Raw genomic sequence first — 16,437 nt, 5'->3', positions numbered from 1 at the left:
AGCACCAACTTTTACATTGGTGCTAAAAATTTTTACTAATATTAAATCTGCTTATCTTCATCTTCAGTAGTCTTAATATCATCTACTTCAACATTTCCATCTACTTTTTCAAGTTCTTCTTCTATACGTTTTTGTTGCTCCTGTGCTCTTTTTTCTTGATCTTTTATTGCTTCAAGTTCAATTCTTTCTGATTCTTTTTTAGCTGCTTCTTTAGCATCATGTTCTTCTTTAACTTCGTCTACAGATTTCCCATTTAATATTTCCATAAACTCTTGACCTGTAATAGTTTCTTTTTCTAATAAGAAGTCTGAAAGCTCGTGTAGTTTATCAATATTTTCTCCTAGTATTTGTCTAGCTTTTTCATGAGCAGATTTTATTATGCTTAATACTTCTCTATCAATCTTAGCAGAGGCTTCTGGTGAACACATAAGCGATGCATCTCCACCTAAATATTGATTGTTTATTGTTTCTAGAGCCATCATATCAAACTCTTCACTCATACCATAACGAGTAACCATAGCTCTTGCTATTCTTGTTGCTTGTTCTATATCATTAGACGCACCTGTTGTAAAAGAATTAAAGATTATTTCTTCCGCAGCACGACCGCCTGTAAATGTTGCTATTTTGTTGAAAGCTTCTTCCTTAGACATAAGTACTCTTTCGCCTTCTTCAACCTGCATAGTGTATCCTAGAGCCCCAGATGTACGAGGGATAATCGTAATCTTATGCACTGGTGCAGATTCTGTTTGCTTCGCTGCAACTAATGCATGACCTATTTCGTGATAAGCTACTATTTTCTTTTCTCTTGGAGAAATTACAGCTGCTTTTCTTTGGTATCCTGCTATTATTACTTCTACAGATTCTTCTAAGTCCGCTTGAGTAGCTTTGTGTCTTCCAAGTCTAACAGCTCTAAGTGCTGCTTCATTTACTATATTTGCAAGTTCTGCACCACTAGCTCCAGCAGTTGCTCTTGCTATTCCATTAAAGTCAACATCTTCATCCATCTTAACATTTTTAGCGTGAACTTTTAGTATATCTTCACGGCCTTTTAAGTCAGGAAGTTCAACTGGCACTCTTCTGTCAAAACGACCTGGTCTAAGTAAAGCTTTGTCTAGGGATTCTGGTCTATTAGTTGCTGCAAGTATTACAACACCTTTTTTACCGTCAAATCCATCCATTTCAGTTAGTAATTGATTAAGAGTTTGTTCTCTTTCATCATTACCACCCATTCCACCACCATCACGTTTTTTACCTATAGTGTCTATCTCATCTATAAATACAATACATGGAGCCTTTTCTTGGGCTTGTTTAAATAAATCTCTAACTTTTGCAGCACCCATACCAACAAACATTTCCACAAACTCAGATCCTGAGATTGAGAAGAATGGCACTTTTGCTTCTCCGGCAACTGCTTTTGCAAGTAAGGTTTTACCTGTTCCTGGAGGTCCTACAAGTAGGGCTCCTTTTGGCATTGATGCACCTATTTTTTCGTACTTTTTAGGATTGTGTAGGAAGTCAACTATTTCAGTTAGTGACTCTTTTGCTTCGTCTTGTCCTGCCACATCTGCAAAAGTTTTACCTGTTTGTGCTTCTACGTATATTTTGGCATTACTTTTACCAAACTGCATCGGGCCGCCTCTTCCACCCATTCTATTAGTCATTTTTCTCATCATGAAGTTTAATAAAGCAATCATTAAGATTGTTGGTAAAACCCAATAAAGAATAAACTCAACAATTGGTGAGTCTTCTTTTGGTATGCTTTTACCAAACTTAACATTTGCTTTATGTAAACGCTCGACTAAACCAAGATCGTTTACTTGACCAGTTTTATAAACTTTATCCTTATCTACTTTTGTTTTAAAAGTTATTTGTTTTGAACCTTCAATATCTACTTGGTTTACTTTTCCTTCATCAACCATTGTAAGGAATGTTCCATAGTCAACTTCTTCTACTTGCCCGCTCATATTATACAGCGATGGAAATATAAAAGAATTAAGTACTACTAGTAAAAGAAGTATTATCCCGTAATAATATAACCATGATTTTTTTTGAGGTTTTTTCTCTTTCATAAGATATCTCCTAAGTAATTATTCTGTATTTATTACTATATATACCCATCATATATGTCTTAAACATTAAATATAATGTTATAAAGCTATAAAATGACTTATATAAAATAGTAAAATTTATAAGGTATTTTGTCAATATTTCTGATACTATATTTTTATGTTTGTATTGAGTTTGTGTATTTTTTACATTTTTTATAATAAATAATTATATAGTGTTAGTATGAATTTATTATGAATTATTAATATATAAATATTAGGAGGAACAATATGTTAGATTTTACAAAAGAATTTAACGAAGTTAAGATTATACCAGCAGTATTTTGGTATATTTTCACCATGATTATTGTAATTTTAGGAGCTTTTATTATTTATTTCACTAATGATATTAATTTAATAGACAATGATAATTTATTATCTTTAATATCTACAACTTTATTTACTCTTATACTTTTATATAAATTTAGAGTTAATAAAAATAAGCTATTATTAATGATTAGAGATTATATAAAAAAAGTAGATATAAAAGAACTAAGTGGTGTTGTTGCTACTCAGCTATGCCTTTCCATGGGTATCAGCTTATTATCAATTGGCATTGTTTATTTCACTTTTCCAAATATGTTAAATAAACTTTTATCTGAGTCTTCTGTATCAGAAGTTTCTACTTATAGCGGCTTATTTATATCCATGCTAATTACTGTTGTTGGTGCTCCTATTATGGAAGAATTATTTTTTAGAGCCATAATATTCAAAAGAGTTAGCAGAAAGTTTAATATCTATATAGGAATGGTAATTTCCTCTTTAGTATTTGGTTTTTTACATATTGAATTAGCTATTATTGGCGCTTTTATTTTTGGTATTGCTTGCTGTATTTTATACATGAAATATAAAAATATACTAATTTCAATGACTGTTCATTTTTTTAATAATTTAATTGCATTTTTACCTCAACTAAACATTCATGCACCTACTAATACTGCTCCAGTTACTAATACAGATGCCATAGTTTCTTTATCCGTTGGCTCAATATTGTTTATAATAGGGATGTTCTTTTTTATTAGGTTTATACTAAAAAATAAGAAGCATCTACACAGAGAATTTGCTCCTAAAGCTAATACAGGATTTGTAGTAGAAAGTAAAAATTAAAATTTTTAAATATAAAAAATTTAATTTAAACTAAAAAGCATCTTTATTATTAGATGTTTTTTAGTTTAATATTTAAAATTATTTATATAAATCTTCAAGTATTAAATCATTATCATATATATATTTAGCTATATCATGTCCTACATATCTAAAATGCCATGGTTCAAAACCATAACCCGTATCTTCTACTCTATCTTTTTTATACCTTAGTATAAATCCATAGTTATGTGCATTTTCTTCTAGCCATTTACCCTCTTTTGTTGTTTCAAAATTTGGTATCAACTGATATGATATTGATTTCGAAGAAATATCTACTGCTAAGCCAGTTTGATGCTCACTATAATTTGCTTTTGATAAATACTTTTCTGTATATTCTTTTCCTTTATGTATTAAAGAATCAGAATATAACTTTTTTTGATAGCTACTAGATCTATATCCACTTATTAAATAGAGATCTACTCCTTCTTTTTTTGCATTTTTAAACATTTTTTCCAAATTGCGAGAAGCAACTTTACTTAGATAAATATCACGCTTTGTAGACTTAACATCTGACAGAACTAAGTCATTAGGTTCATAACTTGACTTTAATCCATTTTCTTTATTTACTAATCTTGCTATTCCATTTTTATATTTATGTACTAAGTTTTGTATATTCTTAAATTCCTTGTCTGCATCCTTTTCATTACTATAGTTAAATGTGTCTATCTTTAATACTTGTCTTTTGGTAGATAACTCTTTTGCTAGTATAAAACTTTTTCCCCCACAAAATAATAAAAAACCACCAAATAAAAGTATAACCCCCATCGTAATATATACTTTCTTTTGATTCATTCCCATAACTCCCTCATAATATTAATTATCAAAATCACTTTATATTATAACATTTTTCGACTTTTTTTGTATTATTTTACTTTTTATTTATAGATATAATTACAAAATAAAAACCATATTAATTTCTAATATGGTTTTTGTTAAAATTTAAGTATTATAATTTTAAAAATTCTAATATCTCATCTTCATGATAATTAATAACTAATTCTTTTGGGAAATTGACTTCTTCAAGTAGTTTTTCTGCATTATCAAAAATACCAACTTGATAACAAATATGAGCATCACTTCCTAAAATAATTCTTACCTTATGCTCTTTACACAAATTAAGTAACTCTATATAATTTTTTCGAGCATTTGGCCTAAATGAACCTGAGTTTAATGATGAGTTATTCACCTCTAATAATATATTCTTTTCCTTTGCTTTTTTAACAATAGCTTCATAATTTAATGGATATCTACCATCATCTGGATGTCCTATAATTTTTACTAATTCATGATCCATTGCATTTAACGTTGCTCTAGTATTTTCTTCTTTTGTTCCAGGTTCCAAACATACAGTGTGAAGACTTGCTATTATATAGTCTAGTCCTTTTATATATTTATCAATTTCCACATCAATATTTCCATCATAATCTATAATATTAGCTTCCATTCCTTTAAGAATTCTAACACCATCTATTTCCTTAGGTAATACCTTTAAATTTTGAAAATAAAATAGATGTGGTCCTCCTGGCATATTTATACCATGATCAGATAAACCATAGTATTTTAATCCATTAATTTTAGCATATTCTATGTTTTCTTTTACTGTGCTATATGCATGCCCACTAGATAGGGCATGAGTGTGTAAATCAATTATACCCTTCATTTACGTCTTCTCCTTTATTGCAAAATTTATCATATGTTAAAAGCCATATAGCTTTTGCAATATGGCTTAAATTTATTTATTATTATTCTTGATTATTTAACTTCCCTTTTAATAAATCACCTATAGTTGATCCTAAATCTTCTTCTTTGTTTAGGAATTCACTATAATCTTCTTCTGGCTCTTTATTAACATCTTTTATCGATACAGACATTCTCTTGTGATATGGATCGAAAGTTAATACTCTAACTGTTATTTCGTCTCCAGGGTTTACAACACTACTTACATTTGCTACTCTTTCTTCTTTCAAGTGAGATATTGGTAAGTATGCTTCTACACCTTCCTCTATTTCAACGAAAGCTCCTCTATCTATTATTCTAACAACTTTACCAGTTATTATATCGTCAACTTTCACTTCTTTAGCTATTAAATCCCATGGATCGTTATTTATGTCTTTTAATGCTAATCCTATTCTCCCCGTTTCTTTGTTCACATCTAATACATAAACATCAACTTCTTGTCCAACTTGTAGCATCTCTTCTACAGATTCTACTCTTTTCCAAGATAAGTTGTTTATGTGAGCTAAACCTTCAACTCCACCTAAATCTACGAAAGCTCCGTAACTTACTATGTTAGTTACTTTACCATGTCTTTTTTGTCCAACTTCTAAAGAATCTACTAAAGCTTCTTTCTCTGCTTTAACTCTAGCTTTTTCGGCTGCTCTTTCTTCTCTTGCTTTTTGTCTTTGTTCTTCTCTTTCAGCTTGAATTCTTTCTTTTCTAGCTTTTCTTTCTTGATCTAAGCGCTCTTGTAATACTTCTCTATGTGAACCTACTATCTTATTAGCTTTTTCATTGAATTCTATTATATAAACTTCTAAATTAGCATCTTGGTATTCTTTTGTATCATTTACAAATTTAGTATTTAATTGAGATATTGGTATGAATAATTCAACTGATTTGTATGCAGCAAATACACCTCTTTGTATAGTTTTTACTACATTTACAGTTAATATTTTATGTTCAGCATGTGCATTTTCTAATTCTTTTTTATCAGCTACCATATCTAATTTTAATTTAGATAGTTTTAGTGTACAGTCTTTTTCTGATACTTTAGTTATAACAGCAGATATTTCATCTCCAACTTTATATACATCAGAAACTTCTTCATTTTTTTGTAAGTTTAATTCACTTACTGGGATTACTCCGTCAAAACCTATATTAAGCCCTACAGTTACTTCATCATTATTTATTTTAGTTATAGTTCCTGCTATAGTTTCTCCAACTTTGATTGAACTAAGCAGTTGTTCTTGTTGGTCTAGCAGCTCTTGCATAGATAATTCTTTAGTCATTGTTCTACATCCTTTCACCTAATAATCTTACTTTTTTATATTATACCATTAAAATTTCAAATACTTACAGATTTATACAATATTTCATCAGTATTTTTCAATTATTTTCAAAATATTTTCAAAATATTTTGCTTTACAATAGTATCTTAACTTTATTTAGTAAATTTATCAATTATATTGTTGTAATTTCCATTTATTTTAGTAAAATTCGCTTGGCTTAAGCCACTGCGTGGGCGCTACACTTCATATAGCCAACAAGATTCCTTCACTACCGCTTCAGGCAATGACCTTGCTCAAAATTCGCTTTCTTTTTATAGAATCACTTTTACAGGATTGTTAAGTGTTATATTGTCAATTTCTACTTTTGAATCATAAGCTAGAACTTTAACTCCTTTTTCATCTGCTTCTTTGAGTACATCTCCAAATTCTTTATGCATATCTACATTAGGAGTGAAGTAAAGTACATCTTCCATTTGAATAACAAGAATTATATACGCTAAATACCCTTCCTCCTTAGCTTTTATTAGCTCTTTAACATGCTTTACTCCTCTTTCTGTTTTTGCATCTGGAAATTTTACTACTCCATCTATTTCTAGTGTACATCCTTTAACTTCTATAAATGCTTTTTTAGTTTTTCCTTCTACATAAACATCAAATCTTGAGTTACCATAGGTTTTTTCTGGTTTTATTAAAGTTATTTCTTCATCAAATCCTGGTAATATTAATGATTTGTCTTCTAGAGCTTCATAAACCATCTTATTTGTTACTTGAGAGTCCATATTAATTAGTCTGTCACCTTTTTTAACCGCTATTAAGGAATATTTTGTTGCTCTAGCAGGATTATTACTTTCTTCTAAATATACTTCATGCCCAGGTACTAATAGCTCTTTACATTTACCCGTATTTTTTACATGAATTTTTTCAACTTCCCCATTTATATCGCAATATGCTACAAATCTATTAGGTCTTTCAATAAACTTGGCTTTTATCATATTATTATATTTCATTTTATTCTCCTATTTACTCATTCTCTTATGCTTAAAAGTATTATACCCTTTCTTTAAAGATTAAAATTATTTTTAGATATTCAGGGTATTATAAAGGAGCAATAATTTATTATTGCTCCTCATACTACTTTTATACACCTGCAAATCCAAATAGTATTCCTACTATAGCAGATCCTGCTATAAAGAATACTGGATGAAGTCTTTTAGTTTGTTTTACATTATTTGATAACACATAAATTATTATTGCTAAGATTAAAGATTTCCAGTTGACTAAGTCTAATATTTTTCCACTACTTTTAAATAAATCCATTTGAAGTAATGTTATTGTAACCACAGTCATACCTGCAGCTGAAATAAGTCCTGTAGATGCTGGACGAAGACCATAAAATACTGCATCAACATATTTATTTTCTCTAAATGATTTTAAGAAATAAGATATTATTAAGATAATTATAATCGATGGTGTTACAAGACCTATAGTTGCTATTATAGCTCCCCATATTCCTGCTGTTGTAAATCCTACATATGTGGCCATATTTACGCCTATTGGTCCTGGTGTTGATTCTGAAACTGCTATCATATCCGCAAGTTGACCTGATGTAAACCATCCTGTTTTGTCTGCTATATCATAAAGAAAAGGAAGTGTTGCCATTCCTCCTCCTACTGCAAATAGACCCGTCTTAAAAAATTCAAAAAATAACTGAATATAAATCATTGATGATCCACCTCCATATTTTTGACTATTATACCTGCTACACCAGCAATAACTACAAATAATATTGGCGATAAGTCTGTAAGTAATGATCCTAAAAATACACCCATAAAAATGATAAGTGTTGTCTTGTCTACTACAGAACTTTTCCATAGTTTTACTACAGCATTAAATATAAGTACACAAACACAAACTCTAACTCCTGCAAATGCATCTTTTACTACTGCTAAGTCTGAAAAGTTACTTATAAAAGCTGCAATTGCTGTTATTATTATAAGGGACGGCATTGCGACACCTAGTGTTGCCATAATTCCACCTAATATACCTTTGTTCTTTTGTCCTATAAATGTTGCTGTATTTACAGCTATTACACCTGGAGTACATTGTCCTATGGCATAGTAATCCATAAGTTCTTCATCAGTTGCCCAATTTTTTTTTTCTACAATTTCTCTTTGTAAAATCGGAAGCATGGCATATCCTCCTCCAAATGTCAGTACCCCAACTCTTGCAAATGCAATAAATAAGTCTATTAATTCCTTCATATACTGCCTCCTATTTTTCTATTTAACAAACTGTTTTCTTTTAGATGATGATAATATATTCATTTCTTCTCTATATTTTGCCACTGTTCTTCTAGCTACTATTATTCCTTCACCTTTTAATAATTTACATATTTTGTCATCACTTAAAGGTTTTAATTTATTTTCTTTATTTATAAATTCTTTTATCATATTTTTAATTTTAGTACTTGATGTACCTTCTTCTTCTTCACTTTGAATGGCAGTACTAAAGAAATATTTAAACTCAAATAAACCAAAAGGCGTTAATATATATTTACCATTAATGCCTCTACTAATAGTTGATTCATGATATCCAAGATCTAAGGCTATATCTTTCAATCTCATAGGTTTAATATACTTAGCTCCCTTATTAAAAAATTCTTTTTGTTCTTTTACTATTACTTCTGCTATTTTTAATATGGTGCTTTTTCTAGTTTCTATATTTTTTAAAAGATTAAGAGCATAGTTAAGCTTATTTTTTATAAATTCTTTAGCATTTTCATCAGATTCAGGATTATTTAGTACACTTTTATAATAATTATTTATGCATAAATGAAAATTAGCATTATCGTTCATATAAATAATAAATTGTCCATCAATTTTTCTTACTGTAACATCTGGTTGAATATAAACTGTTTTTTCATTGCTACATAATCTTCCTGGTTTAGGATCAAATTCTTTAATTTTTTCAATATATTCCACACACTCTTCAATGCTAATATCATATTTTTTACTAATAAATTTTATTTTATTTTGTCCTATTAAATTTAAATCTTCTATTATAATAGATTTTAAAATATCATCATTTATATTTTTGTTTTCCATTTGAATTAATAAGCACTCACTAAGGTCCCTAGCTCCTATTCCACTAGGTTCTAGTTCCTGAATATTTTTTAAACACTTATCAAAATAATTATTATCTATATTTAACTCTTCAAGTATGAATATTTCATCCGTTCTCAAGTATCCATCCTTATCCAAGCAATCAACTATGTACTCACAAACTTCCTTTTCTTTTTTGCTTAGTTTTAAAAATGATAATTGTTCTTTAGCATAATCATACAAATTACTTTCATATCTTGCTAAATTTTCTAAAGTAAAATCATTATCTAAATCATATCTTTTTATATTGTAACTTTTGTTATCAATATTTTTAGCAAATTCCGCCCAATCTATATCAGCCTTATTTTGCATTTCTAATACAGGATTTTCTTCTGATTCTCTTTTTATTTCATCTTCTAATTCTAAATTGCTCATGTTTAAAATATCTAGGGATTGTTTTAATTGAGTTGTCATAACAAGCTTTTGTGATTGAATTATATCTAATCTATTATTTAAGTTCATACTGTTTATCCCCTTTTCAATATTTACAGTAATTATTACTAATATATTATTTGTAAATCCAAATATCTAAATCCATTATAGTTAATATATTTAAAAACTTCAATAAATCTTTCTCACTTAATTCAACAAAATACATGTATAATAAATCTTAAAGCATTAAAATTTTAGGGAGGTAACATGAAGACTTTATGGCAATATACATTAAAGTATAAATATCAATTTTTATTTAGAATAACAACTATCTCTTTAGTTGCTCTAGCAAGTATTTGCTTTGATTTTCTAATGGGATTTATAGTAGATATATTTGCAAGTGGTGATAGTAGTAAGTTTGCAACTATTACCATAGCCAGTATATCTCTAATAATAATCATGTTTTTAACAGAATATATAGATGGTCTTGTTATGTCATCTTACATCAAAAACACTGTGAATTATTTACGAACAGACATTTTTTCTAAAGTAATAAATAAAGATATAAAAGACTTTTCTTTAGATAACAGTGGGAAATATATTTCAATCTTATACAATGATATAAAAATTATTGAAGATAGCTTCTTTAATAATCTTTTCCAAGTTATATCATGTATCATATCCTTTGCAATTTCTTTAGTTGTCTTATTTTCAATTAGTCCAAGTATAGTAATTTTCATATCTATTTTTGGAGTATTGGGATTTATTATACCAAATGCTTTATCAAGAAAATTAGTTGTTCAAAAAAATGAGTACTCTGAAAATTTAGAACAAGTTACTTCTGTTACAAAGGATTTGTTTTCTGGATTTGAAGTAATTAAGGGATTTAATATAAGTAATAAAATAAATGAAATTTTTAATACTGCATCAAATAATGTGGAAACTTCTAAGAAAAAGTACTCTGTTTTAGAATCAATAATAAGAGGATTTTCTTTATCATTTAGCGTTACAATTTATCTAGGTGTTCTTCTTCTTGGAGGATATCTTATGTATAAAAAAAGTATCTCTGTTGGTACTGCTATAATAATTATCCAGCTAAGTACTCATATTGTTGGTCCTGTAAAATTAAGTATTTCATTAATAAATCAAATTAGATCTGTATCACTTATCGCTGATAAAATAGAAAACATTTTAGAAGGTACTAAAGATAGCCTTGAAAATACTAAGTTAGATAATTTTACAAACTCAATAGAAATTAGAAATCTTGATTTTTCTTATAATGAAGAACAAAAAGCTTTGAATAATATTAATTTAAATATAAATAAGAATAAGAAGTATGCTATTGTTGGTGAAAGTGGGTCTGGGAAAAGTACTTTAATAAAACTACTTATGAGATATTATAGTGATTATGAAGGGAAAATAATTATTGATAATAACGACTTGAAAAATATTTATAGCTCTGACTTATATAAAAATATATCTATGATTCAACAAAATGTATTTATGTTTGATGATAGTATAAAAGAAAATATAAGACTTTATTCTAATCATACTGATGATGAAATTATAAGTTCATGCGAAAGGTCTGGATTAAGTAAATTGATTGATAGACTACCTAAAGGAATTAATTCCTTGGTTGGTGAAAATGGTAATAAGTTATCAGGTGGTGAGAAGCAAAGAATTGCTATTGCAAGAGCTTTAATAAATAATACCCAAATATTGATTTTAGATGAATCTACTTCTGCTCTAGATAATGAAACAGCTTATAACTTGGAGAAATCTCTTTTAAACTTAGATAATCTAACTTTAATAACTGTCACACATAAGTTAATAAAAAGTATTTTAATTAATTATGATGAAATTATTGTGATGAAAAATGGCAAAATTATCGAAAAGGGTAACTTTAATGATTTATTAGATGAGAAAGGTTATTTCTATAGTTTATATACTATTCAAAACGATAATTTAGCTTAATAAATAATTAGCTCCAAACAACTCGATCAGGTTAATAAATTAAAAGAGGTTGAATCATTGATTCAACCTCTTAATATATTAAATAAATTTACTTATAAATTATTCTGCAACTACTTCAGATTCTTTTTTTAGGTTTTTCATTGCACCAGCTATCATACTAGCTCCAGTATAAACTAAAACTGCCATTACAACCCATTTTAAAGTGTCTATTGGTAATGATTTAACGATAAATGCTGCTATAAATACACCAACTGCTCCACTTAAACCTAATATTAATGAAGATTTTCTTGGATAAGCTCCTTCTTTTATAAACTTAACAGAAGATACTGGTTGTAACATTGCACAAGATCCCATCATGATTGGGAATGTAACTTGTGGAGATAATCCTAAGAAATAAGTTAATGCCATACATGGTGCAAATAGTCCAACACCAGCTGTCATTAATGCTCCAAGAACTGCATTACCCACAACTCCTATAACAAGTTTTACTCCAGAAAGTCCTATCGCATCTCCACCTCCTGGCATATATCCCATTTTACTACAAAACATTAATACTGCAGTAGCTAAAAGCGCTAATCCCATTATTAATTGGATTTTTGATTCATCCATCTTAGCTATTATACCAGCTCCTATGTATGAACCTACAGCTGCAGCTATTAACATAGAGAATAATGTTAAAGGATCTACCTCAATAACTGTAGTAAATATAAATGCCTCACACATAACTGGTAAACAACATCCAACATTTAAAAACCCTGGAAGTTCTCTATCTTTTATGCCTACTTTAAAAAATTTGTTTGCTGCTACTATAATTGCAAATGAACCGATACCTAACGTATCAAAGAAGTTAGATACGAATCCTAGGGCTCCAACTTTTACCCCAGAAGCATTATCTAATTCTCCTGCTTCCTTTACTTGTCTATAATCTTTAAAAAATGTGTAATAATAAACACCCATTAAAGATAATAGAATTCCTCTTAATGCTAATAACATTTTTTAATTCCCCCTAAAATTTATCTTTTATTTTTAGTACAATATACAGTTCAACAATATTTTTTCAACTGTCAAACGTTTACCTTCTTATTATAATAATTTGTTAAAAAATATTCAAGTAATTGAATAATATTTACATAAAATTTTTTTTAAGTATAAAGAAAATAGATGATCTTGTATGCATTGATATACCTTAATTTCAGAAAGTTTTGATTAGTATAATTTCTTTATAGATAAAAAAATATGCCACGATAAATCGTGGCATATTATTATTAAAATATATTGCAATTACTTAATCATTTATTATGCTTCTATTTTTTTACTAGCTTTGCTAGCAGACATTAACATAGATGCAGAAGTATAGAATATAACAGCTATAACTAACCAAGTTAATACATTTATTGGTAAAGATTTAACTAAGTATGCAGCTACAAATACTCCAACTGCTCCAGATAAAGCTATGATTAAAGCTGCTTTTCTTGGATAAGCTCCTTCTTTTATGAACTTAATTGATCCAACTGGCATTAATGTTGCACAAGATCCCATCATTATTGGGAAAGCAACTTGTGGATTCATTCCTAAGAAATAAATCAATGCCATACATGGTGCATATAATCCTATACCAGCAGACATTAAAGCTCCAAGTATAAAGTTACCTACTACACCTATAACTAATTTAACTCCAGAAAGTCCTATTGCATCTCCACCACCTGGCATTAATCCAAGTTGTTTTAATAACATTAATGTAGCAGTTATTAATAAAGCAACACCCATAACTTTTTGGATTTTCACTTCATCCATCTTAGCTATTATACCAGCTCCAAGATATGAACCTAAAGCTGCTGCTGCAAGCATAGATATTAACGTTACTGGCTCAACTTCTATAACTGTAGTGAATATTACAGCCTCTACCATAACTGGAAGAGTGTCAGCAACATTTAATAATCCTGGAAGTTCTCTATCCCTAACTCCCATTTTCATAAATTTGTTCAATGCAACTGTTGGTGCGAATGACCCTATCCCTAATGTATCAAAGAAGTTTGTAGCAAAACCTACAAAACCTGCTTTTCCTACACTTACGTCATCTAATTCACCTGCTGCAGATGCTTGTCTGTAATCTTTTATGAAGAAGTATCCATACACAGACATAATAATGGCCCAAATTATTCTTACAATATTTACCATAATATGATTCCCCCTATTTTTCTTTTGTAATTATTATATTTATAGTTGAAATCTTAATTAAGTTATTGAATTAGATGCTATTTTAATATAAAACCGTATTTAACTGGATCTTCATCATCTATAACAAAATGATTGAATCCTGTTATATAAGCTGCTGCAGTTATTTCAGGTCTTACTGCATCAAATTCACCAACTTTATCAAGACCTACTATCTTACCTTTGAATAGAGTTCCTAATATACTTTCGTATACAAAGTTTTCTCCTTCTTTTATTTCTCCTTTTGCATATAAAGTAGCAAGTTTAGCACTTGTACCAGTTCCACATGGAGATCTATCTACTTGACCTTGACCAAATATAACAACGTTTTTGTAATTTGCTTCTGGATGAGTAGGATCATCGTATATTTCAACTAAATCAACTGTTTTTATGTGATCTAGAGTTGGATGTTGTACTGGTATTTCTCTATTAACTATTTCCATCATTTCCATACCTATGTTGTTTAATAATTGAGTATTTTTAGCCTCAACTTTAACACCAAATTGTTTTGCATGAACTATTGCAAAGAAACTTCCTCCAAATGATATATCAAATTTTATTTTTCCATAAGGAGCCATTTCTATTTCACAGTCTTTTTTGTATAAGAAAGCTGGAACGTTTACGAAAGATACTTCTCTAACTTTTCCATCAACTATCTTAGCTTCTGCTTCTATCATTCCTGCTGGAGCTTCCATTCTAACATGAGTAACTGGCTCTACCATATCTACCATTCCTGTTTCTATAGCAACAGTTATAGCTCCTATTGAACCATGTCCACACATGTTTAGGTATCCTCCACCATCCATGAATATGATACCGAAATCAGCAGTTGGATCACAAGGTTGAGTTATTATTGATCCAAACATGTCATTATGTCCTCTTGGTTCTAACATTATAGCTGTTCTTAAATGATCTAAGTTTTCTTCTAAGTACGCTTTTTTCTCAGCCATAGTGTTTCCTTTTATATTAGGAATTCCTCCTGTAACTATTCTTGTTGGTTCTCCCATAGTATGAGAGTCAATTGCTTGAATGCTTCTTGAAAATTTCATTTGCCTGTCCCCCTAAAATCATTATTAAAATAAATATTTATAATATATTTATTTAATTAATCTATGATAAACAGATAAAAAAAACGGTTTCACTATCTATATTTACTTCTCAACGTTAATAAATTGACAATAAAATGCATATATAGAATGTGAATACCATCACTGTAAAAAATGTAAATTTTCAGTCATTTATCGACTACTTTTTACAACTTATCTACTTACCTATTTTCATTATAATTAATTAATCTAAACTATTCAACAAATTTTTCACATTTTTCGATAATGTTTTTTTATTACAAAAAATATATACCATACATAGAAAGTACGGTATATATTTAATATTAATCTTATTTCATTTGTCATTTTTTTCATTTATTTTTATATACATTTAGTATTTTTTATTGTTTTTTTTTATCTAATTGTTATTTTTTTATTTATCATCATCCTTATTTTCTACAGTAGTATTATCTTCAGAACCTTTACATTTATATGCTGAAACTAACATAGAAATAGAAGTATAGAATATAACTGCAATTACTAACCATCTTAGTATATCAAGTGGTAATGATTTAACTATATATGCGGCAATAAATACACCTATAGCACCAAATAATCCAAGTAATAAAGTTGCTTTTCTAGGATATGCTCCTTCTTTTATAAATTTAACTGAACATACTGGCATTAATGTGGCACATGATCCCATCATTATTGGGAAGGCAACTGCTGGAGACATCCCTAGGAAGTAAACCAAAGCCATGCATGGTGCATAAAGCCCTATACCTGCTGTCATTAATGCTCCAAGTATAAAGTTACCTACAATCCCTATAACTAATTTTATTCCCGTAAGACCTATAGCTTCGCCACCACCAGGCATTAATTTTAATGCACCTAAAGTCATTAAAACTCCTGTTACTAATAAAGCAATTCCCATGATTTTTTGAATTTTAATTTCATCTAGTTTAGCTATTACACCAGCTCCTAGCCAAGAACCTACTGCAGATGCTGCTAACATTGTTACTAATGTTATTGGTTCAACATCTATAACTGTAGTAAATATTACCGCCTCGCACATAACTGGTAAAGTATCTCCAACATTTAATAAACCTGGTAAATCCTTATCTCTTACTCCCATTTTCAAGAACTTATTAAATGCTACCGTTGGTGCAAAGGAACCTATTCCTAATGTATCAAAGAAATTAGTTATAAATCCTACAACGCCTACTTTTCCTACACTAACCTCATCAAGCTCACCCGATACTTTAACTTGTTTGTAGTCTTTAATAAATACATAGTAATAAAATGCCATTAATACTGCCCAAACCACTCTTACAAAGTTTAACATATTACTTCCTCCTTAAAAATTAATATAGTTAAATCTCACTTACTGAGATTTATAACTAACTTGTAT

At 28.9% G+C, this 16,437-nt stretch carries 14 protein-coding genes; 2 read left to right on the top strand and 12 right to left on the bottom strand.

What is annotated here, in order from left to right; all coding sequences use genetic code 11:
* Window positions 1-41: 41 nt before the first annotated feature.
* The gene (ftsH, locus tag TVTCOM_RS03945; protein WP_434798552.1) at window positions 42-2,069 is read right to left on the bottom strand and encodes an ATP-dependent zinc metalloprotease FtsH; all 2,028 of its coding nucleotides are present in this window, start codon (window positions 2,067-2,069) and stop codon (window positions 42-44) included.
* Between the two features lie 267 nt (window positions 2,070-2,336).
* Here ftsH and TVTCOM_RS03940 point away from each other — a divergent pair, with 267 nt between their 5' ends.
* Window positions 2,337-3,212, top strand: a complete 876-nt coding sequence (locus tag TVTCOM_RS03940; RefSeq protein ID WP_434798551.1) for a CPBP family intramembrane glutamic endopeptidase — start codon at window positions 2,337-2,339, stop codon at window positions 3,210-3,212.
* 78 nt (window positions 3,213-3,290) lie between these two features.
* Here TVTCOM_RS03940 and TVTCOM_RS03935 read toward each other — a convergent pair whose 3' ends face one another.
* The 7 genes from TVTCOM_RS03935 to rpoN all read right to left on the bottom strand — a co-directional run bounded on the left by TVTCOM_RS03935 (window position 3,291) and on the right by rpoN (window position 9,882).
* Window positions 3,291-4,043, bottom strand: coding sequence for a M15 family metallopeptidase (locus TVTCOM_RS03935; RefSeq protein ID WP_434798550.1), 753 nt, complete (start codon window positions 4,041-4,043; stop codon window positions 3,291-3,293).
* Window positions 4,044-4,197: 154 nt separating this feature from the next.
* Window positions 4,198-4,911 carry a phosphatase gene (locus TVTCOM_RS03930; protein WP_434798549.1) on the bottom strand — a complete coding sequence of 238 codons (714 nt, stop codon included), beginning with the start codon at window positions 4,909-4,911 and terminating at the stop codon, window positions 4,198-4,200.
* An 82-nt stretch (window positions 4,912-4,993) separates the two neighbouring features.
* Window positions 4,994-6,259 (bottom strand): 30S ribosomal protein S1, encoded by a 1,266-nt coding sequence (locus TVTCOM_RS03925; protein WP_434798548.1) that lies wholly within the window; start codon window positions 6,257-6,259, stop codon window positions 4,994-4,996.
* 311 nt (window positions 6,260-6,570) lie between these two features.
* Window positions 6,571-7,266, bottom strand: coding sequence for a DNA/RNA nuclease SfsA (gene sfsA / locus TVTCOM_RS03920; protein WP_434798547.1), 696 nt, complete (start codon window positions 7,264-7,266; stop codon window positions 6,571-6,573).
* A gap of 130 nt (window positions 7,267-7,396) precedes the next feature.
* Complete coding sequence (locus TVTCOM_RS03915; RefSeq protein ID WP_434798546.1) at window positions 7,397-7,981, bottom strand: chromate transporter; 585 nt, start codon at window positions 7,979-7,981, stop codon at window positions 7,397-7,399.
* Window positions 7,978-8,520 carry a chromate transporter gene (locus TVTCOM_RS03910; RefSeq protein WP_434798545.1) on the bottom strand — a complete coding sequence of 181 codons (543 nt, stop codon included), beginning with the start codon at window positions 8,518-8,520 and terminating at the stop codon, window positions 7,978-7,980. Before TVTCOM_RS03910 ends, TVTCOM_RS03915 begins: the two co-directional genes overlap by 4 nt.
* 18 nt (window positions 8,521-8,538) lie before the next feature.
* Window positions 8,539-9,882 carry an RNA polymerase factor sigma-54 gene (gene rpoN / locus TVTCOM_RS03905; RefSeq protein ID WP_434798544.1) on the bottom strand — a complete coding sequence of 448 codons (1,344 nt, stop codon included), beginning with the start codon at window positions 9,880-9,882 and terminating at the stop codon, window positions 8,539-8,541.
* 177 nt (window positions 9,883-10,059) lie between these two features.
* Here rpoN and TVTCOM_RS03900 point away from each other — a divergent pair, with 177 nt between their 5' ends.
* A complete protein-coding gene (locus TVTCOM_RS03900; protein ID WP_434798543.1) occupies window positions 10,060-11,766 on the top strand; it encodes an ABC transporter ATP-binding protein in 1,707 nt (568 codons plus the stop codon).
* A gap of 99 nt (window positions 11,767-11,865) precedes the next feature.
* Here the strand turns inward: TVTCOM_RS03900 and TVTCOM_RS03895 are convergent, their stop codons facing one another.
* The 4 genes from TVTCOM_RS03895 to TVTCOM_RS03880 form a co-directional block, all read right to left on the bottom strand.
* Window positions 11,866-12,759, bottom strand: a complete 894-nt coding sequence (locus TVTCOM_RS03895; protein ID WP_434798542.1) for a sulfite exporter TauE/SafE family protein — start codon at window positions 12,757-12,759, stop codon at window positions 11,866-11,868.
* Window positions 12,760-13,062: 303 nt separating this feature from the next.
* A complete protein-coding gene (locus TVTCOM_RS03890) occupies window positions 13,063-13,944 on the bottom strand; it encodes a TSUP family transporter (RefSeq protein ID WP_434798541.1) in 882 nt (293 codons plus the stop codon).
* A gap of 77 nt (window positions 13,945-14,021) precedes the next feature.
* Window positions 14,022-15,029, bottom strand: coding sequence for a proline racemase (locus TVTCOM_RS03885; RefSeq protein WP_434798540.1), 1,008 nt, complete (start codon window positions 15,027-15,029; stop codon window positions 14,022-14,024).
* Window positions 15,030-15,459: 430 nt separating this feature from the next.
* Window positions 15,460-16,371, bottom strand: coding sequence for a sulfite exporter TauE/SafE family protein (locus tag TVTCOM_RS03880; protein ID WP_434798539.1), 912 nt, complete (start codon window positions 16,369-16,371; stop codon window positions 15,460-15,462).
* Window positions 16,372-16,437: the final 66 nt, after the last annotated feature.

Source organism: Terrisporobacter vanillatitrophus (genome assembly GCF_051148895.1).
GTDB lineage: Bacteria > Bacillota > Clostridia > Peptostreptococcales > Peptostreptococcaceae > Terrisporobacter > Terrisporobacter vanillatitrophus.
Note: the sequence above shows the minus strand (reverse complement) of the source record. Positions and strands in the feature narration are given on the sequence as shown.